Source organism: Bacteroides thetaiotaomicron VPI-5482 (genome assembly GCF_000011065.1).
GTDB classification, from domain to species: domain Bacteria; phylum Bacteroidota; class Bacteroidia; order Bacteroidales; family Bacteroidaceae; genus Bacteroides; species Bacteroides thetaiotaomicron.
In genome coordinates this window covers 266,151-288,177 of sequence record NC_004663.1, presented here as the reverse complement: position 1 = coordinate 288,177, position 22,027 = coordinate 266,151, and the positions used below count along the sequence as shown (strand labels likewise).

Here is a 22,027-nt window from a genome sequence, read left to right as displayed (position 1 = left end):
GGAAATGCCATCAAGGGGAAAGTGGCGGACATAGATAATCATAGGATGCAACCTAAAGAGTGGAACGATGAAAAAAATAATAGTCTTTCTTCTGTGCCTGACAATGGGCACCAGTCTTCTCTTCGCTCAGGACATTGAGAGAAATATAAAAGAGCGGTTAACGGATTACTTTGCCAAATACACAGCGACAGCTAAAATCAGTACACCGAAACTGAACAGTTTCGATATTGATTATGACCGCAGAACCATTCAGATTTATGCTTCGGAAAGCTTCGCCTACCAGCCCTTTCTGCCGGAAACGGTAGAAACCATCTACAATCAGATGAAAGAACTGCTCCCCGGTCCGGTAAACTATTATCAGATCACCATTTATGCAGATGGAAAGCCCATTGAAGAATTAGTTCCCAACTTGTACAGAAGCAAGAAAAAGGATAAAGAACGAATGGCGCTGAACACCGAATACAAAGGTGCTCCATGGGTGAAAAACACTTCCCGCCCCAATGAGATATCCCGAGGATTGCAGGACCGGCATATTGCCCTCTGGCAAAGTCACGGTAATTATTATAAGAATGACAAAGGCGAATGGGGATGGCAGCGCCCCCGATTATTCTGCACCACAGAAGATATGTTCACTCAATCCTTCATTCTTCCATACGTCATTCCGATGTTGGAAAATGCCGGTGCCATTGTGTATACTCCTCGCGAACGGGACACACAAAAGAATGAAATCATTGTTGACAACGATACTCCGAATGCTTCCCTTTATTTGGAAGTAGGCAGTAAGAAAGCACGCTGGACGACTACTTCCGTGAAAGGATTCGCCCAGAAAAAAGCCATTTACAAAGATGGGGAAAACCCTTTCACTGACGGTACCAGCCGGTATATTCAAACAGAAAAGAAAAAAAAGAAGAATAAGGATCAGGCTTTTGCCGAATGGGTACCTACCCTGCCGGCAACCGGAAAATATGCGGTCTATGTTTCATATCAGACACTACCCAATAGCGTGAGCGATGCCAAATACCTCGTCTTTCATAATGGGGGTGTCACGGAATTTAAGGTCAATCAAAAAATAGGCGGCGGTACTTGGGTATATCTCGGAACTTTTGAGTTTGACAAAGGAAATAATGACTACGGCATGGTTGTACTGAGTAATGAAAGTAGCGAGCATGGCGTAGTGTGTGCAGATGCCGTACGCTTCGGAGGAGGAATGGGTAATATCTCACGCGGAGGAAAAATAAGCGGACTCCCCCGTTATCTGGAAGGAGCACGATATTCATCCCAGTGGGCCGGTATGCCATACGATGTATATGCCGGGCGTAAAGGAGAAAACGATTATACAGACGATATCAATACACGTTCCAATACAATCAACTATCTGTCGGGAGGCTCTGTCTATAATCCGGGACAAACGGGTTTAGGTGTACCTCTGGAAATGACTATGGCACTTCATAGTGACGCTGGATGCAGTAAAGACGATGAAATCATCGGTTCGCTCGGCATCTATACCACCGATTTCAATAATGGCAAACTAAATTCGGGAATGGACAGATATGCTTCACGTGATCTTGCGGATATCCTGCTGACTCAAATTCAGAAAGATATTCGTACGAACTACAATCTACCATGGACACGCCGCAGTATGTGGAACCGGAATTACAGTGAAACACGACTTCCTGCTACTCCTTCCACGATTATCGAATTGCTCTCTCATCAGAACTTTGCAGATATGCAGCTTGGTCATAATCCGAATTTCAAGTTTACCGTAGGACGTGCTATCTACAAAGGTATCCTGCAATTTATAAACAGTCAGCATGGCAAAGACTATGTAGTGCAACCTCTTCCGGTCAGCAACTTCGCTATCCATTTCGGAAAAAAGAAAAACACACTGGAACTTACCTGGAAAGGGGAAGACGATCCGCTGGAACCGACAGCCCGTCCACGGGAATATATGGTATATACACGCATCGGATACGGAGGATTCGACAACGGAACTCTGGTCAGCAAACCCTATTACAGTGTCAAAGTAGAACCGGGACTTGTCTATTCGTTCAAAGTGACAGCCGTAAACCGGGGAGGAGAAAGTTTTCCTTCTGAAATCCTTTCGGCTTATAAGGCAAAACGTGAACGAGAGAGAATCTTGATTATCAATGGATTCGACAGAATCAGCGGTCCGGCTGTCATTAACACACCGGACAAAGCCGGATTTGATCTGGAACAGGATCCGGGAGTGCCTTATTTATCCAATATCTCTTTTTGCGGGGCACAAAGCGGATTCAACCGTTCACAAGCTGGAAAAGAAGGAGAAGGCAGCCTGGGACATAGCGGCAGAGAGCTGGAAGGCATGGAGATAGCAGGAAATACGTTTGATTATCCTTTCATTCATGGGAAAGCCATTCAGGCAGCAGGGAAATACAGCTTTGTCTCGTGCAGCGACGAAGCGGTAGAGAATGGAATCGTCACTTTAGAAGATTACCCGATCGTAGACTATATACTCGGACTTGAAAAGGAAGACCCGATAGCCAAAGCATATTACAAAACATTCTCTTCACCGATGCAAAGACTGATTACAAGCTATTGCCAGTCAGGAGGTCATTTGTTCGTCAGCGGTGCGTATGTGGGAAGTGACATGAGCGGAACACAAGGGAACCGGGAGTTTACAGAGAAAGTTTTGAAATACGGTTATCAGAACAGTCTGACAGACAAAAGTTCCGGTCAAATCAATGGATTAGGACGCAGCATCACGATCCCCCGCCTGCCCAATGAGACCAGTTATGCTGTTACGGCACCGGACTGCATCGTTCCGGTAGCTCCCGCATTTCCAGTATTTACTTATGCACGTGGCAATCAGTCGGCAGGCATTGCTTACAAAGGAGCAGACTATCGCACCTTCGTACTCGGCTTTCCTTTCGAAAGCATTCAGTCGGAAACAGATCGCGCCAGCATTATGGCCGGGATACTAGGTTTCTTTACTCAGAAATAAAGTACTCACGGATATAAGATTTATTTTCTGAAAGCCCGGATAAAAATATCCGGGCTTTTTTAATTCGTTTTTCATTTTAAATTCTATCTTTGCTCCTAGTAATAACCCTTAAAACTAAAAAACGATGTATACTATACAAGCAAACCCCAGCGGTACACGCAGCATAGAGGTGTCCAGCGAAAATCTGAAAACAATCGAGAAATATGCCTTATTCCGCCATCTCATCGATAGTACCGGAATTGTAGACGAACCCGTACTGGATAAACTGAAACTAAATATTCGTTCCCTGATTGCCAGTCAGGAAGAGGACAGTAAAGAATTGCTGGATCTTTGCATAGATGTTATTTATCACAATAACATGAAAGCATTCGGCCTGCAACAACTCATCAAGCTCTATCTCACCTGGCTTTCCACTCAGGATGCGGAAGAGGAGGAAGAATAATGATTACGGTAGATACCTGCGGAACAACAGCTTACAGTCCTTTGATTCCTGCAATCAAAGCTATATGCGAGGCTCCTTTCGGTGAAACGCTCGAAATTATCATGAATCATGCAGATGCTTTCCAAGACTTAAAGGAATATCTTTCCGAGCAAAGCATCGGTTTTCGTGAAATCTATGACGGAGAGCAAATGACATTGCAATTTACAATCAATGAGAAGTTTTAAAAAAACATCTTAATGATTGAAGTTAAACATCCCAATGAATAAAAAAATCATTGGGATGTTTTTTATTATCCGTATCTTTGCGGCATGAAAGAATATCGATTGACCGATTGGTTACCTACCACCAAGAAAGAAGTGGAACTCCGCGGATGGGATGAACTGGATGTCATTCTTTTCAGCGGTGATGCTTACGTAGACCATCCCTCATTTGGCGCTGCCGTCATCGGACGTATCCTCGAAGCGGAAGGTTTGAAAGTTGCGATCATCCCCCAGCCCAACTGGCGTGATGACCTGCGTGACTTCAGAAAGCTGGGTCGTCCCCGATTATTCTTCGGCATCTCTGCCGGAAGTATGGACTCGATGGTTAACAAATACACTGCCAACAAGCGTCTGCGCAGTGAGGATGCGTACACTCCGGACGGCCGTCCGGATATGCGTCCGGAGTATCCTTCCATCGTATACAGTCAGATTCTAAAAAGACTCTATCCGGACGTTCCTGTTATATTAGGAAGTATTGAAGCGAGTTTGCGCCGTCTGAGTCATTATGATTACTGGCAGGATAAAGTTCAGAAAAGTATCTTATGCGATAGTGGCGCAGACTTGCTGATCTATGGTATGGGAGAAAAGCCGATTGTAGAACTAACCCGGAAAATGAAGGAACTGCTTCCTGCGGAGGATGCTTCATTGACAGCCGGTGAACTCAAGAAAATAGCGGGAACTATCCCTCAGACAGCCTATCTCTGCCGTGCGACAGAGTGGACTCCTGCCGCAGACGATATTCAGCTTTACTCACATGAAGAGTGTCTGGCTGACAAAAAGAAACAGGCCAGCAATTTCCGGCACATCGAAGAAGAATCCAATAAATATGCGGCTTCCCGTATCACACAAGAGGTAGATAATAAAGTGGTCGTTGTCAATCCTCCTTATCCTCCGATGAGCCAGGAAGAGCTTGACCATTCGTACGATCTGCCCTATACCCGCCTTCCCCATCCTAAATACAAAGGAAAGCGGATTCCCGCATATGATATGATAAAGTTCTCCGTCAACATCCATCGGGGATGCTTCGGCGGTTGTGCATTCTGCACCATTTCCGCACATCAGGGGAAGTTTATCGTCAGCCGCAGCAAGAAGTCTATCTTGAATGAAGTAAAGGAGGTGATGCAGTTGCCCGACTTCAAAGGGTATTTAAGTGACCTTGGAGGCCCTTCCGCCAATATGTATCAGATGAAGGGTAAAGATGAAGCAATATGCAAAAAGTGCAAACGCCCGTCATGTATTCATCCCAAAGTGTGCCCGAATCTTAATTCAGACCACTGCCCGTTATTGGATATATATAAAGCGGTAGATGCCATCCCCGGCATAAAAAAATCATTTATCGGCAGTGGAGTGCGCTACGACTTATTGCTCCATCAGAGTAAAGACGCCGCCACCAATCGCAGCACGGCTGAATACACACGCGAGTTGATTGTCAATCATGTGAGCGGACGATTGAAAGTAGCTCCAGAGCATACCAGCGACCGGGTGTTATCCATCATGCGCAAACCTTCATTCGAACAGTTTGAAACTTTCAAAAAAATATTCGACCGTATCAACCGGGAAGAGAATCTACGTCAGCAACTTATACCGTACTTTATCTCTTCGCACCCCGGCTGCAAGGAAGAAGACATGGCGGAACTGGCTGTTATCACCAAGCGGCTGGACTTTCATCTGGAGCAAGTGCAGGACTTTACCCCTACTCCGATGACTGTAGCCACCGAAGCATGGTACAGCGGATTTCATCCCTATACACTGGAACCTGTATTCAGTGCCAAAACACAACGGGAGAAACTGGCACAACGACAATTCTTCTTCTGGTATAAGCCGGAAGAACGAAAGAATATTCTGAATGAGTTAAGACGTATCGGCCGACAGGATCTGATAGACAAGTTATACGGAAAGAGAAACAAATGAAACCATTAAGATGGCTTCCCTATTGACTTTGCCTTTTAAATTTCGTATATTTGTAGAAACAAATCTGGAATCAAAAGCATGAAATGTACAAATATAAAGACATAAAGATATAATTTACATGTATGAGAGTACATTGTAAGGAATAAGAATGGGGTGAAGTCCACAAGGATTTCACCCCATTTTGTTTAATTAATTCCTCTCATTCCGAGGAATTTGGCAAAATATAGTTTATAATAAACTTGGGACCCGTTTATAATAAACGTCCTCACTATTTATTATAAACGTGATGCGGGTTTATAAAGCAACTTGTATAAGAAAGAGAAAACAAAAATCACAGACGACAGAAGAAAAGCATCAGACGCAAATATATTCACACATTTACAAAGAACAATATACTTTTACTAATGCCTTCCTGTTCTCTTTCCAATCATGATAAATAAATCATGGGGCAACCTTTTCAGAAAGAGGAGCCGAATTAAAATTTATATCCTTTGTCGGAGTGATGGTATTGGTAGCTAACTCATAAATGAAATACATGGAAAGAGCTGTAGAATATACAGCGAACTTAGTACTACCGGTTTTATTATAATATAATCTAAATGTACAAATATCAGTAGCTGAAATGAATGGTTCATATTTCAAATGCGAGTGAACAGGAAAAGCAATCATCGGCATTTGTTCTGTAGCTTCCACCGGAATAAGTCTGGAATGAAATTTCTTCCACGATTGAATTTCTCCTTCTTTATTAGCAATAAATAAGTAATCATTGCCGAAAGGTATGGCACGCCCTTTAGATACTCCTGAAATAGCATAGAATTTATATCCATCTGCAAATGGTATGAGATCCCAATTCAGAGGATAATTATCGTAGCGATAAATTGGATATTTTTCATGGTCAGCAAGTTCACTCCGTATCTTTTCTTTTATCTTAGCCAAAAGTATTTCCTGTTCTGTTAAGTTCCTGCGGGTAGTTACTTCCGAACATGGAGCTGATTCATTAAGAAAAGTTGCCTCATAGATACAATAAGACTGCTTATCAATAGCAACACATTTAATAGAATCGCCCTGGTGGTAAGTCAGAATATTCTGAATTGTTTCAATTAACCCCGGTTTGGCAAAGATCATATCAGTGAAATTCCAGGCAGCCGTTTCATATCTGTACAAAGTATTAGCTTCTTCTACAATAGAATCACATTTCTGTTTTAGTTCAGCTTCCGTATAACTCTCTTGCGAATACACCGTTAACCACGATGATAATAGGACGATCAATGTCAGCATGTTTTTCATATTCATTATTTTTTAGATTTTAAATGGCTCTTACTTGTTCTTATCTGTGTCTTTAGATCAAAGATAAGCATTTTTGAATATAAAAAACAAACATTGCTCTTATTATTTATCAATTAATGATCATCCAGTTCTTTCACCGGCAACGCTACAATCTCCTGCAACACACTAACGGCAGTTTCCACATTAGTCACATCCTTTATCAGCATACTCCGTCGGCCGTTCTGCTCACGCAGGTCACAGCGACGGGTATATTTCATCATGTAATCTATCATTTTGCCAAACGCCTGACTCTGATAGAACGGACTATCCGCATTGGAAACAAAGAATAGCGTCATACGTCCGCCCTTCAAGAAAACCTTCTCCACTCCCAGTCGCGCCGCCAAGCGACGGAGGGGAACGATGCGAAGCAATTCCTGCGTTTCCGGCGGAACAGGTCCGAAGCGGTCTTCCAGGCGGAAACGGAAGGCATCCACGTCTTTATCCAGCGTCAGTCCGTCCAGTTCGCGGTAAAGCAACATACGCTCGCTGCTGCCCGTCACATAGGTGGCCGGCAACAGAAGTTCAAGATCGCTTTCTATCTGACATTCGTCTACAAATTCTTCTCCACTGATCTGACCTTCTCCCTTTATTTCATCTGCATACAATTCTGCAAACTCATCATTCCTCAGTTCATGAACTGCTTCGGCAAGTATCTTCTGATACGTTTCGTACCCCAGATCGGCAATGAAGCCACTCTGTTCTGCTCCAAGCAGGTTTCCGGCTCCACGTATATCCAAATCCTGCATAGCGATATGGATGCCACTCCCCAAATCACTGAAGTTCTCAATCGCCTGCAAGCGTCGTTTTCCTTCTGCCGTCAGACTGCTCAACGGAGGCGCCAGCAGATAGCAGAAAGCCTTTTTGTTACTGCGTCCTACCCGTCCACGCATCTGATGGAGGTCACTCAGACCAAAGTTCTGCGCTTGGTTGATAATGATCGTATTGGCATTCGGAATATCGATACCGCTCTCTATGATAGTAGTCGCCAAAAGCACATCATAGTCATAATTGACAAAGTCAAAAATGATCTGTTCCAGTTGTGTGGGTTCCATCTGTCCATGCCCGATGGCAACACGGCAATCGGGAATATGACGTTCGATCATCACTTTCAGTTCCGGAAGGTTCGCAATCCGGTTGTTGACAAAGAAAACCTGACCGTTGCGGCTCATCTCAAAATTAATCGCGTCCGTAATCACTTCCTCATTGAAGGTATGTACTTCTGTCTGAATCGGATAGCGGTTAGGCGGAGGCGTAGAGATTACACTCAAGTCGCGGGCTCCCATCAGCGAGAACTGAAGCGTACGTGGAATCGGTGTGGCAGTCATGGTCAATGTATCCACATTCACCTTTAGCTGTCGCAGCTTCTCCTTCACAGAGACTCCGAATTTCTGCTCTTCATCAATGATCAGCAAGCCTAAATCTTTAAACTGAACATCTTTTCCTAAAATACGGTGGGTGCCGATAAGAATACTGACTTCTCCTTCCTTCAGTCCTTTCAATACGGCTTTGGACTGAGCTGCCGTACGGGCACGGCTCAAATATTCTACCCGGCAGGGCAGACCCTTCAAACGTTCGCGGAATGTCTGGAAATGCTGATAGGCAAGGACGGTCGTCGGCACAAGGACCGCCACCTGTTTATTATCGGCTACGGCTTTGAACGCTGCACGGATTGCTACTTCTGTCTTTCCAAAACCCACATCTCCGCACACCAAGCGATCCATCGGACGGTCGCTTTCCATATCGGCCTTCACCTCCATCGTTGCCTTACTTTGGTCGGGCGTATCTTCATAGATAAAGGAGGCTTCCAGTTCACGCTGCAAGAAGCTGTCGGGGCTGTAAGAGAAACCCTTTTCCTGACGGCGCTGCGAATATAGTTTAATGAGGTCGCGGGCAATATCTTTAATTTTCGCCTTCGTACGGTCTTTCAGTTTCTCCCAGGCACCGGTACCCAGTTTGTTCAGTCGCGGAGCTTCTCCGTCCTTACCTTTATATTTGGAAACTTTATGAAGGGAATGAATGGAAACGAACACGACATCCTCATTCTGAAAGACAAGTTTCAGCACTTCCTGCGTAGTATCTCCATTCGGAATGCGTACCAAACCGGAGAAACGACCGATACCATGATCCGTGTGAACCACATAATCACCCGGAGTAAACTGATTCAATTCTTTGAGGGACAGAGCGACCTTACCCGAACGGGCCTTGTCACTTTTCAAGTTGTACTTATGGAAACGGTCGAACAGCTGATGATCCGTAAAAATACACAGATGCAGCGTATGATCCACAAAGCCTTCATGTATCGTACGTACTACAGGAGTAAACTGAATCTTATCTCCCCGGTCTTCAAAAATGGCTCTGATACGGTCGGTCTGCTTGGTACTGTCGCTACAGATATAAAGTGAATATCCCTGTTCAAGGTAGTCCTTGAAAGAACCGGCCACCAGATCAAAGTTCTTATGAAAAATAGGTTGTACGGAAGTATGGAAAGAGATCTTTGCATCCGGCGTACCGGTCGGCTTATTCCCAAATTCCATCCGGCGGAAATCAAGAGCACGTACCGTAAATTCACTACCGTCAATCAGCTTGCCTTCCAGCGTAATACCTCCATTTTCTTCGGCTTCCTGCACGGCAATAGCCTGTGGCGTCAAAGCCTCATCGTGCACTACCTGGATACGCTCGCGCAACCAAAGAAAGTCACGCATCGCCAAAACGGTTTCTTTAGGAATGAAATCAAGAAAAGAAGTTGTCACATCTCCCGTCACTGCCAGGTCAGGGACTATAGCCACTCCCTCTTTCCTCTCACGGGACAACTGCGACTCTACTTCAAATGTACGGATACTCTCTACTTCGTCTCCGAAAAAGTCAATACGATAAGGATATTCCGAAGCAAACGAAAAGACGTCAATGATACTACCCCGAACGGCATATTGTCCCGGCTCGTACACATAATCCACATATTCGAAACCGTAGCTATGCAGCACGTCTGTGATAAAGGTCGTGTCCAGCTTCTCTCCCACATTCAGTTTCAAGGTCTTATCGCTCAACTCCTTGCGGGATACCACTTTCTCTGCCAGCGCATCCGGATAAGTAACGATGCACAAGCCTTCTTCTCCTTTCTGCAACCGGCTCAGTACTTCTGTACGCAGAATCTCGTTGGCCGCATCCTTTTGTCCGTACTTGATGGAACGGCGGAATGAAGACGGGAAGAAAAACACTTTCTCTGTTCCCAGCACTTGTGTCAGGTCATGATAAAAATAGCCCGCCTCTTCCAGGTCTCCCAGTACAAAGACAAACGGACACACATCTTGTTTCACCAATACAGAAGAGAAAAGAGAAGCGGAAGAAGCACATAAGCCCCCGCAAAAAATAGTTTGAACGGACGCATCCTTCAGCAGTCGTTCCATGACTGCCGTATTAGGATGAGCGGCATATTGTTGTTGCAACTCAGTTATTGTCATAGCTATAAAATTTCACCGCAAAAGTACGAAAAAAGAACCGGGATTGATATAGTCACACCGAAGTTTTCTTCTTCAAGATTGTTTCAAGCCTTGAAACTATTGGTTTCAAAGGTTGAAACTAAAAGTTTCAAGGCATGAAACCAATAGTTTCACACCGGGGAACAAATGCCAACACGTTAAATTATCCTTAGTCCCTTTATAACTAAAGGAAAAGCACTACATTTGTCTTAAAAATAGGACTTCTATGCAATTATCAGATAGCATCGTTATTATCCCGACCTATAATGAACGGGAGAACATAGAAAATATTATCCGTGCCGTTTTCGGCTTAGACAAAGTATTCCATATACTGGTTATAGAAGACGGATCTCCGGACGGCACTGCAAGCATTGTGAAAACTTTGCAACAGGAATTCCCCGAACGCCTCTTTATGATCGAGCGCAAAGGGAAGCTAGGATTGGGTACTGCTTACATCGCAGGATTCAAGTGGGCGTTGGAGCACGCATACGAATATATCTTCGAGATGGATGCCGATTTCAGCCATAACCCGAATGATCTGCCCCGTTTGTATGCGGCTTGTGCAAAAGAAGGAGGAGACGTATCTGTCGGCTCCCGTTATGTAAGCGGCGTGAATGTAGTCAACTGGCCGATGGGACGGGTGCTGATGTCTTATTTTGCCTCCAAGTATGTCCGCTTCATTACCGGTATTCCGGTGCATGATACGACTGCCGGATTTGTATGCTACCGCCGTCAGGTGCTGGAAACAATCGATCTGGATCATGTTCGCTTCAAAGGCTACGCTTTTCAGATCGAGATGAAGTTCACTGCTTACAAATGCGGATTCAAGATCATAGAAGTCCCCGTCATCTTCATTAACCGTGAGTTGGGAACCTCCAAGATGAACAGCAGTATCTTTGGAGAAGCCATATTCGGAGTGATCAAGTTAAAAATAAATAGTTGGTTCCATAAATTCCCGCAAAAGAAATGAAACGTATACTGATAAAAAACGCCGTAATTGTCAACGAAGGAAGAAAAGTTCCGGGATCTGTTGTTATTGAAGGTGAGAAGATTGCTGAGATCTTAGTTGACGGACAAGAGGCTGCCATGCCTTGTGACGAAACGATTGACGCATCCGGCTGTTATCTTTTGCCGGGGGCTATTGACGAGCACGTACATTTCCGCGATCCGGGGCTGACTCATAAAGCAGATATCACAACGGAAAGCCATGCCGCGGCAGCCGGAGGAGTTACCTCGATTATGGATATGCCGAACACAAATCCTCAGACCACAACTTTGGAGGCACTGAATGACAAACTGGCTTTGCTGGCGGAAAAATCATCTGTCAACTTCTCCTGTTATTTCGGAGCGACTAACAATAATTATCCGTTATTCAGTCAGCTGGACAAAAACCGGGTATGTGGAGTGAAGTTATTTATGGGTTCCAGTACGGGAAATATGCTGGTAGACCGGATGGCAAGTCTGCGCAACATCTTTGGAGGTACGGATTTACTGATTGCAGCACACTGTGAAGATCAGGGAATCATCAAAGAGAATACGGATAAATATAAAAAAGAATATGGTGACGATGTACCTTTGGCACTTCATCCGGTCATCCGCTCGGAAGAGGCTTGCTACCGTTCTTCCGCTTTGGCGGTACAATTGGCACGCGAGACCAATGCGCGTCTGCATATTATGCATATTTCTACTGCCAAAGAACTGAGTTTATTCTCCAAAGCACCTTTGGCAGAGAAGCGTATTACCGCCGAAGCGTGTGTGTCTCATCTAATTTTTACCGAAGAAGATTATCAGACCTTAGGAGCGCGCATCAAATGTAATCCTGCCATCAAAACGGCAGAAGACCGGAAGGCTTTGCAGGAGGCAGTCAACAGCGGTCTGATCGACGCTATTGCGACCGACCATGCTCCGCACTCCTTGAGCGAAAAAGAAGGGGGCGCATTAAAAGTCATGTCCGGCATGCCGACCATACAATTCTCTTTGGTCAGTATGCTCGAATTGGCAGACAAGGGTGCTTTCAGCATCGAAAAGGTAGTAGAGAAGATGTCCCATGCCCCTGCACAAATGTACGAGATACGCAATCGCGGATTTATCCGGAAAGGATATCAAGCGGATCTGGTTCTGGTTCGCCCCGACAGTGAGTGGACTGTTACCACAGACTGCATCCTGAGCAAATGTAAATGGAGCCCGCTGGAAGGTCATACTTTCCACTGGAAGGTAGAAAAAACATTTGTGAACGGTCATCTGTTATATAACAACGGAACCATTGACGAGAATTATCGTGGACAGGAGTTAAGATTCAGATAAACAGCAACTCGTCACTTATAAACATATGATTTTATCTTATAAGATACATAACGTCGCCCCCTACATCAATTGGATTTACTTTTTCCATGCATGGGGATTCCAACCTCGTTTCGCAGCGATCGCCAACATTCACGGTTGCGATGTCTGTCGTGCCTCGTGGCTGACTACTTTTCCGGAAGAAGACCGCAACAAGGCTTCCGAAGCTATGCAACTGTTTAAGGAAGCCAACCGGATGCTGGATTTACTTGACAAGGATTATGAAGTGAGAACTATCTTCAAACTTTGCAAAGCAAACTCGGACGGAGATAACCTGGTGATTGAAAAAGAAACCGATCAATTCCTAGTTTTCCCTTTGCTCCGCCAGCAGACGCCTAAACGGGACGGAAGTCCGTTCTTTTGTCTGAGTGACTTTATCCGTCCTCTTTCTTCCGGCATTCCGGATACAATAGGTGCCTTTGCTTCTTGCATAGATGCAGATATGGAAGGCCTGTACGAGCAAGATCCCTACAAGCATTTACTCGTCCAGACTCTTTCCGACCGTCTGGCAGAAGCTGCTACGGAAAAGATGCACGAATATGTACGCAAAGAAGCGTGGGGATACGCCAAAGATGAAATTCTGTCAATGCCCGATCTGTTGGTCGAGAAATATCAAGGGATTCGCCCTGCCGTAGGCTACCCGTCCCTGCCCGATCAATCCATCAATTTCCTGTTGGACGAACTGCTGGATATGAAACAGATAGGAATCACGCTGACCGAGAATGGTGCCATGTACCCTCATGCTTCGGTCTGCGGACTGATGTTTGCCCATCCGGCTGCCGAATACTTCTCTGTCGGAAAGATAGGAGAAGACCAGCTCGAAGACTATGCCCGCCGTCGGGGAAAAAGTACGGAGGAAATGCGAAAATTCCTGGCTGCCAATCTGCAATAACTTTCGTTTACTTGTGATTTTTCTCCTTTTCGCACGACTAACTAACCAGAAAAGTAACCCATTTAATTCATGAGAGAACGAACAATAGAGGCAACCAACCCTATTGAACAGGAGTTCTTATCGGTCATCCGCGAATATGAACGGGTGATCTACAAGGTATGTTACTTATATACCAATCCTAACGCCCCGCTCAATGACCTCTATCAGGATGTGATACTCAACCTCTGGAAAGCCTATCCCAAGTTCAGAAGAGAATGCAAAATGTCCACATGGATTTACCGCATCGCCCTGAACACGTGTATCAGCTTTTTCCGCAAAGAAAAGAATGTACCGGAAATCGTTACCCTCACCCGCGAAGCGGACTGGATAATAGAGGAACATGACCCGATCCACGAAATGCTGAGGCAACTTTATCAAATGATCAATCAACTGGGACAACTCGACAAATCAATTATCCTGCTTTATCTTGAAGATAAAAGTTACGAAGATATTGCGGAGATCACCGGACTGACGGTGACAAATGTGGCTACCAAACTGAGCCGTATCAAAGACAAACTAAAAAAAATGAAAAAGGAGTAATCATATATGGAACTGGAAGAACTGAAAAAATCATGGAATGCCCTGGATGAGCACTTAAAAGATAAGGAGCTGATCAAAGAGGAAGAACTTGGCAAACTGATAGGACATGCAGACAAAGGTATCCATGCCATTGCCCGGCTGAATATCAAACTCATCCTGATTTCTTTGCCGGTATTGGTCTTATTCCTGCTGGAAGTCCTGTTGCACGGCAGACTGAATCCGATCTATATCATTATCATTCTATCGTGGATTCCCGCACTATACTGGGACATCACCACCACCCGTTTTCTACAACAGACGAAAGTGGACGAAATGCCTCTGATAGAAGTGATCAGCCGTGTCAACCGTATCCATCGGTGGATGATCCGGGAACGTCTGATTGCCACTGCTTTCCTCCTTATACTGGCGGTACTCTCATTTATTTATTGGCAGATATGGCAATATGGGATAGCCATCATTCTATTTTTTATCCTGCTTTGGGGAGCTGGCCTGGGGCTGATCTTGTGGATTTATCGCAAGAAATTCCTGAACCGTATTCAGGAAATCAAGAAGAACCTGGACGAACTTAAAATCATAGACAGTTGACCAGAGTCAGCTGCTTCGCCTATTTCAACTAAAAATTTAATATCCGTGCTGTTATGTTGCAACGCCTATTTATATTTTTACTTATTTTCCTTATTCTACCGGACATTTATCTGTATCTCAGATTTATCGTTCATCTGACGGCAAAACGCTGGCTGAGAATCCTCTACTGGCTGCCTGCTTTCCTGCTATCCGCAGGATTACTTTATCTGGTTTACTTCTCCAATAACGCCTTTGCCGAACGCCATACACAGGCTATTGGATGGTTTTCCATCTTTTTCTTCCTGTTTACGGCTCCTAAACTATTGCTGTCTCTCTGCACGATTATCGGGGTACCTTTCCACAAATGGCTACGGTGGCCCCGAACTCCCTTTATCTGTACCGGACTGACATTAGCCGTGATTTCTATCGTAATGATCATCTACGGGTCTTTTATCGGACGCACGCAGTTTGACGTCAAAGAGGTAACTTATTCCTCGCCCAAGCTTCCATCGGCTTTCGATGGATACCGTATTGTTCAGCTGTCGGATATTCACATCGGAAGTTGGCAGGGAAATGCTTCCGCTATTCAGAAGTTAGTAAAACTGGTGAATGAGCAACAGGCCGATCTTATCGTCTTTACCGGTGATCTGGTTAATCATCGTGCAGTCGAACTGAATGATTTTCAAGATATACTGGCCGGACTGAAAGCCAAAGATGGAGTCTACTCCATTTTAGGGAATCATGATTACGGTCCTTATTTCCACTGGAAAAGCAAAGATGAGCAAGATGATAATCTGAACGATCTTCTGCAAAGACAAGCCGCTATGGGCTGGAAGTTATTGAATAATTCTCATACGATTCTGATTCAGGGCAGCGACAGTATCGCCCTTATTGGAGTTGAAAACGAAGGAGAACCGCCTTTCTCCCAATATGCTGATCTCCCCGAAGCGATGCGGGGAACCGAAGGAATGTTCCAGATACTTTTAAGCCATAACCCTACCCACTGGAGACGGGAAGTACTTCCACAAACATACATCGATTTAATGCTGGCAGGGCATACCCACGCCATGCAGTTAAAATTCGGTAATCATTCTCCTTCCTCTTACATCTATCCCGAATGGAGCGGGATGTATCTGGAAGGAACACGTGGTTTGTACGTAAATGAAGGCATCGGCTATGTCGGACTTCCTTTCCGCTTCGGTGCATGGCCGGAAATAACGGTGCTTACCCTACGACAGTAAGCACGCTTTTTCCATTGATCTTCTTATGTACCTGCACCTGAACTGAAATACGTTCACTCATTTCCTGTACATGGGAAATGACTCCGATTTTCCGTCCCTGCATCTGTAGCTGCTCCAAAGCTTCCATGGCTGTTCTCAGACTGTCAGCATCCAACGAGCCGAATCCTTCGTCGATAAACAGGGATTCTACTTTCAGATTATTGCTCGAAAGCGAAGATAAGCCCAATGCAAGTGCCAGTGAAATCAGGAAAGATTCACCTCCCGAAAGCGAATATACCGTACGTATCTCATCACACATATCGCAATCAATCACCTGAAGCGCCAGTGTATCGGGGACTTGCTGTAACTTATACCGCTTGGAAAGATAAGCCAAATGTTTGTTGGCATGGAGCAATAACAGATTTAAAGTATAACTTTGGGCTATGACTTTAAATTTCGCACCGTCGGCACTACCAATCAATTTATTCAATTTAGCCCAACGTACGGCAACTGCCTGCTTTTCGGTAAGCTCCTTGGTTATCTGCTCAAAGATTGTTTTATTCTTTGCCTGCTGCAACAGACGTGCCTCCGCAATCGACAGCGCACGTTCCGTATTAAGATTATCTTCCTGTTGTTTCGCTATAGTCTGAGGAAGCTGATCCGGAAGTTCGATACCTTTCTGTTGCTCCCGAAGTTCTTCAATGACAACGGACAATTGTTTCATTTCTCCCTGCAGACCGGAAAGATGATTTTGTACTCCCTCCACTTGTTTACGAGCCTTTTCCAACGCCTCATTCAATTCTTTTTCTCTTCGGGCAACAGCAGCCTCAGCTTCGTCCGCACTCTTCCCTTTTAATAACAAAGAACGTTCCTGTCGGAGTGCATCCAACGCTTTAGCGATCACTTCGAATCTTTGTTGCTCATCAATAGCTGCTTTCTGTAAAATAGCCGACTGTTCTTTAGCGGCTGATACCTTTTGCGCAGCCAAACGACACTGCGAGACATTCTCACGCAGAGCATCACAGTATGTCCGCAATTTCTTTATTTTCTCATCGTTCTGCTGCCATTCCGCATACAGATGCTGATAAGCTGAAATACGTTCCGCCAACTCATTTAACCGATTCTGTATCTGATCTTCCTCTCCAGCCGGCAATCCTTCTTGTTGCAAAACGGACAACTGTTCTTTTATCTGTACCTCAGTTGCTCTTTGATGGGTTAAGTCTCGTTGCAGGGCAATGCTGCGATTATTTATCTGCTGATAAGCAGACACTGCGGTATTATATTCCTGTTCCATATTCCGGTAAAGAGTATCCACTACCTCTTGTTCCCGATGATAAGGATGTGTCGTACTTCCACAAACCGGACAAGCCTCCCCTTCCTGCAACTGCTGACGCAATGCTTTCACATCCTTTCCTACCGCCATACGGGCATTTTCATAAAGCCGCTGCAAGGCTTTAACTACAGTATCCTGCTCTGCCAACTGCTGTGTACAAACAGTCACTTCCTTTTCCAGTTTCTCTATATCCTGCTTCGACTTCGATTGTTCTTCAGTCAATTTCTTTATATTCTGCAAGCGCGTCAGTTCTTTTTGAATCTTACCCTGCTCATCTACCAAAGAAGGATAACCGAAAGAATTTAACCGGCCAAGGCGTTCTTCATTCACTTTTGTCCATGTTTCCAATGTATCCTTTTCCTCGTTAAGGATGACTTCAATCTGTTCCAGCTGCAGTGACTCCACATCTGTACGATTCAACAGACGACTCAAAGAATGATAGGAGATCCGTAACTGCTCTATCGCAGATGCAGATTTCTTCTCCTGATCCGCCACCTGCTGACGGGCAGCCTGCAAAATTTGTTGAGACTGTATATACCCCGCCTGCTGCGACTGTATTTGTACATCTAGCTGACGTGCCTTTTTCAAATCCGGCTGTATCGCTTCCCACTGCGCTTTAAAATGAATCAGTCCTTCTTCCTGAACAACCAAAGCATCCTGTAGATTCTTTTGTTTATTCAGTTCCTCCTGCTCTTCCTGCTGCTTTTTCACCCAAAGAGCTTCCTGCATTTTCAATGAACGGACCACATTCAATTGCGCATTCAGTTCTGCCAGCAATTTAATCCCTGCCGCACGTTTCTCAACCAACTGTTCTTTCTCATTCTGCAAGGTTAAAAGTTCTTCCTCCGGCAACAACTCAATCACACTCATCTTACTTTGAATCATCGTCACCTCTTCTTGTGCAGCCTTATTCCGGGCAAAAATCTCCTGAGAGATGCGGGAATAAACACCTGTTCCCGTCAACTTCTCCAGTAGTTCCGCTTTCGCCGCCCCTCTGGATTTCAGAAAAGTTGCAAAGTCGTTTTGTGCCAGCAATACGGTACGGGTAAATTGCTCATACGTCAAACCGACCAACTCTACCAACTGTGCCAGCAATTCTTTCTTCGTTCCCTGAAATTCTTTTTCCGTATCCAAATCTTTCACCTCCAGCACTTGAGGCTGTAAAGAACCGCTCGCCTTATTCCTTGTCCGTCTGACCGACCACCGGGAACGATATCGATGTCCGTCCACTCCTTGAAAATCGACCTCCGCATATCCGTCACTCGTCCCCCGACGAAGCAGATTTCTCACATCCGACTGATTGATCTGGTTATCTCCCACATCTGCCAGATTGATACTCTCCACCGAAGCCGCAAAACGAGGAGCCTTGTCATATAATGCCAGACACAGAGCATCCAACAAAGTCGACTTTCCCGCTCCTGTAGCACCGGAAATTGCAAATATACCAGCCGAAGATAACGGTTCCATCGTAAAATCTATTTCAACACTGCCTTCTATCGAAGTCAGATTCTTCAATCTTATTGCTATAATTTTCATTCTCCCTCCTCCTCTTCTTTACGAGTTGCGGAAATATATGCTTCCTGGAATAAATCAGTCAGGTCGGCAGGCATTTCCGCCTGATAAACCTTTTCGAATGCAGATTGCGCAATCTGCAACGGAGACATTTCCTGCAATCCCTTTTTCCAGCCATCAACCTCCTTTTCCACTCTTTCTTCCTGACGATAAGCAGAAACGATACGTGCCAGACGATATTTCTTACCAGCCAATGCCTCTTCTATTTCCTGACGAAGCATAGGTTCCGGTTCTTCAAGCAAAACCTTGACTTCCAGATAAGGAGCTTCTCCATCCACCTCCGGTAAATCTCTTAATATTTCTATTATTTTTTCCGGTGAAGCAGCCTCTCCACCCGGCACACTGATAAGAGGTATGGATTGTGGACACTCTATCCTTCTGATATCAACCGCACAGCCTTCATCTAAAATCACCATCACCACCCCGTGATGATAATGCTTCTCGGCAAAAGACATAGGAATCGGACTTCCGGCATATCTTACATTCTCCCTGCCGGATACCCGCTGTGCTTTATGGATATGTCCTAAAGCCGTATACGCTATCTTTTCCGAAAAAGTATCGGGTGATACACATTCCAAACCACCAATCACTGTCCGTTCGCTATAATCCTTCTCGGCAATCTCTGATCCGGTAGCCTGTAAATGACCGACAGCGAGAATAGCCTGATTCGTTTTCCGGCGTGCCCACAACCTTTGTAAAAGTCGCGCGTAAAGTTCGCGAACTCCTTCCATATATGGGTTCCCTTCTGTCTCCACTACCGGATAATCTCCCTGCCGCAAAAAAGGAACAGCCATACAAAGTACTTCTACTTCCCCTTCTCTATTCTTCAATTCTATTGTCAAATGATCATAGTCAATCTCTCCGCCCTCCAATTTGCGCACTACCCCTCTGACTTCCGTCCGCATCGCCTGCAACAAAGGCAGAGGAGCTTCCAAACGCGCCGCAGAGTCATGATTACCGGCAACAATCACAATTTGCAGTTTCGGATTCTCCGCAGTCACCCGATAAATAAACTCATAATATATGCGCTGAGACGCAGCAGAAGGATTGGAAACATCAAACACGTCTCCGGCTATAACCAATGCATCAATCTCGTTTTGTCGGATTTCTTCGGCCAGCCAATCAAGAAAAGCCTTATGTTCTTCCGCGCGGTCGTAACCAAAAAATGTCTGTCCTAAATGCCAATCGGCAGTATGTAGTATACGTATCATATCATTATCTGTCTATAACAGAAGACAAAAATAACATAATCGCAAAGATTATGTTGTATCCTACTGCTTTTTTTACCAATAATCATGTATCTTTGCATATATATAAAAATAAACTCCCCATGAAGATACTATATTATATTTATCAAATTTGTATTGCTTTACCTATCCTATTGGTATTGACTATTCTTACAGCGATTGTCACCATTGTAGGCTCTTTACTAGGAGGAGCTCATTTCTGGGGATACTATCCGGGCAAAATATGGTCACAACTCATCTGTCTTTTTCTGTTGATTCCTGTAAAGATTCACGGTCGTGAAAAATTACACGGGAAGACCTCTTATATCTTTGTGCCGAATCATCAGGGATCCTTCGATATTTTTCTTATTTATGGATTCATCGGAAGAAATTTCAAGTGGATGATGAAAAAAAGCCTGCGTAAGATACCATTTGTAGGAAAAGCATGTGAAAGTGCAGGACACATTTTTGTAGACCGGTCCGGTCCCAAAAAAGTACTGGAGACCATTCGGCAAGCAAAAGATTCGCTGAAAGACGGGGTATCCTTAGTCGTTTTTCCCGAAGGAGCACGTACTTTCACCGGACACATGGGATATTTCAAAAAAGGGGCGTTTCAATTGGCAGATGACTTGCAGCTGGCAGTTGTTCCCGTTACAATCGACGGTTCTTTTGAAATCCTGCCACGTACAGGCAAATGGATACATCGCCATCGCATGATTCTGACCATTCATGACCCTATTCCTCCTAAAGGAAAAGGTATGGAAAACATAAAAGCTACTATGGCAGAGGCTTATGCTGCTGTTGAGAGTGCACTTCCTGAAAAGCATAAAGGAATGATCACAAACGAAGATCAGGATCGGTAAGAAACGAAATGCGGGGATACTCACGCACCCCCGCATACCTAACCAGTCTTTATGCATTAATCTATTAAATCAAAAAGTCTATATATTATGTAGAAATCTTATTGTCTGGTTAGACATCATTTGCAATTCCTGGAATGTCAAAGCAAATCCTCTTCTTATTTCTTCTTCTAATCGCTCTAAAGAGAAGTACTCTGCTTTTATTCCATTGATTTTGCCTCTAAAATAATTATTGTATTGTTCATGCAATGTATCTGGAGTAACTAAACCTCCAAAACCATATTCCCCCACTACAATAACCGGTTTTCGTTGTAATACCCCTTCATAGGCTATACCCCTTGCGCCAATGATAAGCCCAGCCTCATTTACAGCTTCACTTATCTCCTCGTCAGAAAAGATATATCTCACCTGATACTCTTGTATTGTATCTAATAGAATACTTACTCTCAATTTTGCACGGGGACAATCAATCCCGACTGCAATAGAAGAATTATATTCAATAGATTGCTGTTTGTCACCTTCCCAAGTGCCAATAGCAACTGTATGATGACTATTCATTATATAAAAGTTAAGGTCTAGTTCCTTATTTACTCTATTACTAGTTCTCCGTATACGTATCCGCCTCCGGCGACTTTAAATTCTAGTTTATAAACGCCCGGAGCCCATCCTTCTATAGAGAAAGAAGTTGTTTGTCCAGGAGCCGTTACCTGACAGACTTCCTGTACTTGTCCATCCACTAGTATTTTCACTTCGCCCAAAGGAACTGTGAAAATGATTTCTACAATATTATCATCTGTAGAAACAGACGCACTAATAGGTATTACAGGAATAGAACGACTTGTCGTAGTCGGAACTTCTCCTTTTAACACAAGAGGCAGTTTTCTCTCTACCCGTTCTGTACTCTCAATAGCGATCATATTCCCTGCAATAAATAATGCAGCTAGAAAAGATAAAATAAAACGTACTTTCATAATTATATTGCTTTTTTGTTTCGCCAAAAGTACGGTATGTATTCGAAAAAACAAAAAAATCAACCCGGACAAATT

Annotated in this window: 17 protein-coding genes; 11 read left to right on the top strand and 6 right to left on the bottom strand. The window is 44.4% G+C overall.

Annotation, left to right across the window (positions count from 1 at the left end; genetic code table 11):
* Positions 1 to 67 precede the first annotated feature (67 nt).
* The 4 genes from BT_RS01270 (at position 68) to BT_RS01255 (ending at position 5,593) form a co-directional block, all read left to right on the top strand.
* Positions 68 to 2,980: a xanthan lyase gene (locus tag BT_RS01270; RefSeq protein ID WP_008766196.1), complete on the top strand. Its 2,913-nt coding sequence runs from the start codon at positions 68 to 70 to the stop codon at positions 2,978 to 2,980.
* 124 nt (positions 2,981 to 3,104) lie between these two features.
* Positions 3,105 to 3,422 (top strand): hypothetical protein, encoded by a 318-nt coding sequence (locus BT_RS01265; protein WP_008760554.1) that lies wholly within the window; start codon positions 3,105 to 3,107, stop codon positions 3,420 to 3,422.
* The gene (locus tag BT_RS01260; RefSeq protein ID WP_008760553.1) at positions 3,422 to 3,646 is read left to right on the top strand and encodes a sulfurtransferase TusA family protein; all 225 of its coding nucleotides are present in this window, start codon (positions 3,422 to 3,424) and stop codon (positions 3,644 to 3,646) included. The genes BT_RS01265 and BT_RS01260 overlap by 1 nt, the downstream gene beginning before the upstream one ends.
* A gap of 84 nt (positions 3,647 to 3,730) precedes the next feature.
* Positions 3,731 to 5,593 (top strand): YgiQ family radical SAM protein, encoded by a 1,863-nt coding sequence (locus BT_RS01255; RefSeq protein WP_011107187.1) that lies wholly within the window; start codon positions 3,731 to 3,733, stop codon positions 5,591 to 5,593.
* A gap of 441 nt (positions 5,594 to 6,034) precedes the next feature.
* On the opposite strand, the gene BT_RS01250 is transcribed toward BT_RS01255, so the two are convergent.
* Together BT_RS01250 and mfd are read right to left on the bottom strand one after the other, a co-directional pair.
* A complete protein-coding gene (locus tag BT_RS01250) occupies positions 6,035 to 6,880 on the bottom strand; it encodes a hypothetical protein (protein WP_008766198.1) in 846 nt (281 codons plus the stop codon).
* Between the two features lie 113 nt (positions 6,881 to 6,993).
* Positions 6,994 to 10,377 carry a transcription-repair coupling factor gene (gene mfd, locus BT_RS01245; protein WP_008766199.1) on the bottom strand — a complete coding sequence of 1,128 codons (3,384 nt, stop codon included), beginning with the start codon at positions 10,375 to 10,377 and terminating at the stop codon, positions 6,994 to 6,996.
* Between the two features lie 244 nt (positions 10,378 to 10,621).
* Between mfd and BT_RS01240 the strand changes: the two genes are divergently transcribed.
* From BT_RS01240 to BT_RS01215, 6 genes are all read left to right on the top strand, one after another.
* Complete coding sequence (locus BT_RS01240) at positions 10,622 to 11,365, top strand: polyprenol monophosphomannose synthase (protein WP_008760550.1); 744 nt, start codon at positions 10,622 to 10,624, stop codon at positions 11,363 to 11,365.
* Positions 11,362 to 12,699 (top strand): dihydroorotase, encoded by a 1,338-nt coding sequence (locus tag BT_RS01235; protein WP_008766200.1) that lies wholly within the window; start codon positions 11,362 to 11,364, stop codon positions 12,697 to 12,699. The genes BT_RS01240 and BT_RS01235 overlap by 4 nt, the downstream gene beginning before the upstream one ends.
* Positions 12,700 to 12,724: 25 nt before the next feature.
* Positions 12,725 to 13,627, top strand: coding sequence for a vitamin B12 dependent-methionine synthase activation domain-containing protein (locus BT_RS01230; protein WP_008766201.1), 903 nt, complete (start codon positions 12,725 to 12,727; stop codon positions 13,625 to 13,627).
* Positions 13,628 to 13,696: 69 nt separating this feature from the next.
* On the top strand, positions 13,697 to 14,206 hold the full coding sequence (locus BT_RS01225; RefSeq protein ID WP_011107186.1) for an RNA polymerase sigma factor: 510 nt from the start codon (positions 13,697 to 13,699) through the stop codon (positions 14,204 to 14,206).
* A gap of 6 nt (positions 14,207 to 14,212) precedes the next feature.
* On the top strand, positions 14,213 to 14,791 hold the full coding sequence (locus BT_RS01220; protein ID WP_008760546.1) for a membrane protein: 579 nt from the start codon (positions 14,213 to 14,215) through the stop codon (positions 14,789 to 14,791).
* Positions 14,792 to 14,844: 53 nt separating this feature from the next.
* A complete protein-coding gene (locus BT_RS01215; RefSeq protein ID WP_008766203.1) occupies positions 14,845 to 16,011 on the top strand; it encodes a metallophosphoesterase in 1,167 nt (388 codons plus the stop codon).
* Here BT_RS01215 and BT_RS01210 read toward each other — a convergent pair.
* Positions 15,995 to 18,859, bottom strand: coding sequence for an AAA family ATPase (locus BT_RS01210; protein WP_008766204.1), 2,865 nt, complete (start codon positions 18,857 to 18,859; stop codon positions 15,995 to 15,997). The two genes, BT_RS01215 and BT_RS01210, sit on opposite strands and share 17 nt — an antisense overlap.
* Positions 18,856 to 20,106, bottom strand: coding sequence for an exonuclease SbcCD subunit D (locus tag BT_RS01205; RefSeq protein ID WP_008766205.1), 1,251 nt, complete (start codon positions 20,104 to 20,106; stop codon positions 18,856 to 18,858). The genes BT_RS01210 and BT_RS01205 overlap by 4 nt, the downstream gene beginning before the upstream one ends.
* Positions 20,107 to 20,225: 119 nt before the next feature.
* Between BT_RS01205 and BT_RS01200 the strand changes: the two genes are divergently transcribed.
* Positions 20,226 to 20,984, top strand: a complete 759-nt coding sequence (locus tag BT_RS01200; protein ID WP_008760542.1) for a lysophospholipid acyltransferase family protein — start codon at positions 20,226 to 20,228, stop codon at positions 20,982 to 20,984.
* 78 nt (positions 20,985 to 21,062) lie between these two features.
* On the opposite strand, the gene BT_RS01195 is transcribed toward BT_RS01200, so the two are convergent.
* Together BT_RS01195 and BT_RS01190 are read right to left on the bottom strand one after the other, a co-directional pair.
* Complete coding sequence (locus BT_RS01195) at positions 21,063 to 21,539, bottom strand: polysaccharide deacetylase (RefSeq protein WP_008766207.1); 477 nt, start codon at positions 21,537 to 21,539, stop codon at positions 21,063 to 21,065.
* A gap of 29 nt (positions 21,540 to 21,568) precedes the next feature.
* On the bottom strand, positions 21,569 to 21,952 hold the full coding sequence (locus BT_RS01190; RefSeq protein WP_008766208.1) for a DUF3244 domain-containing protein: 384 nt from the start codon (positions 21,950 to 21,952) through the stop codon (positions 21,569 to 21,571).
* Positions 21,953 to 22,027 lie beyond the last annotated feature (75 nt).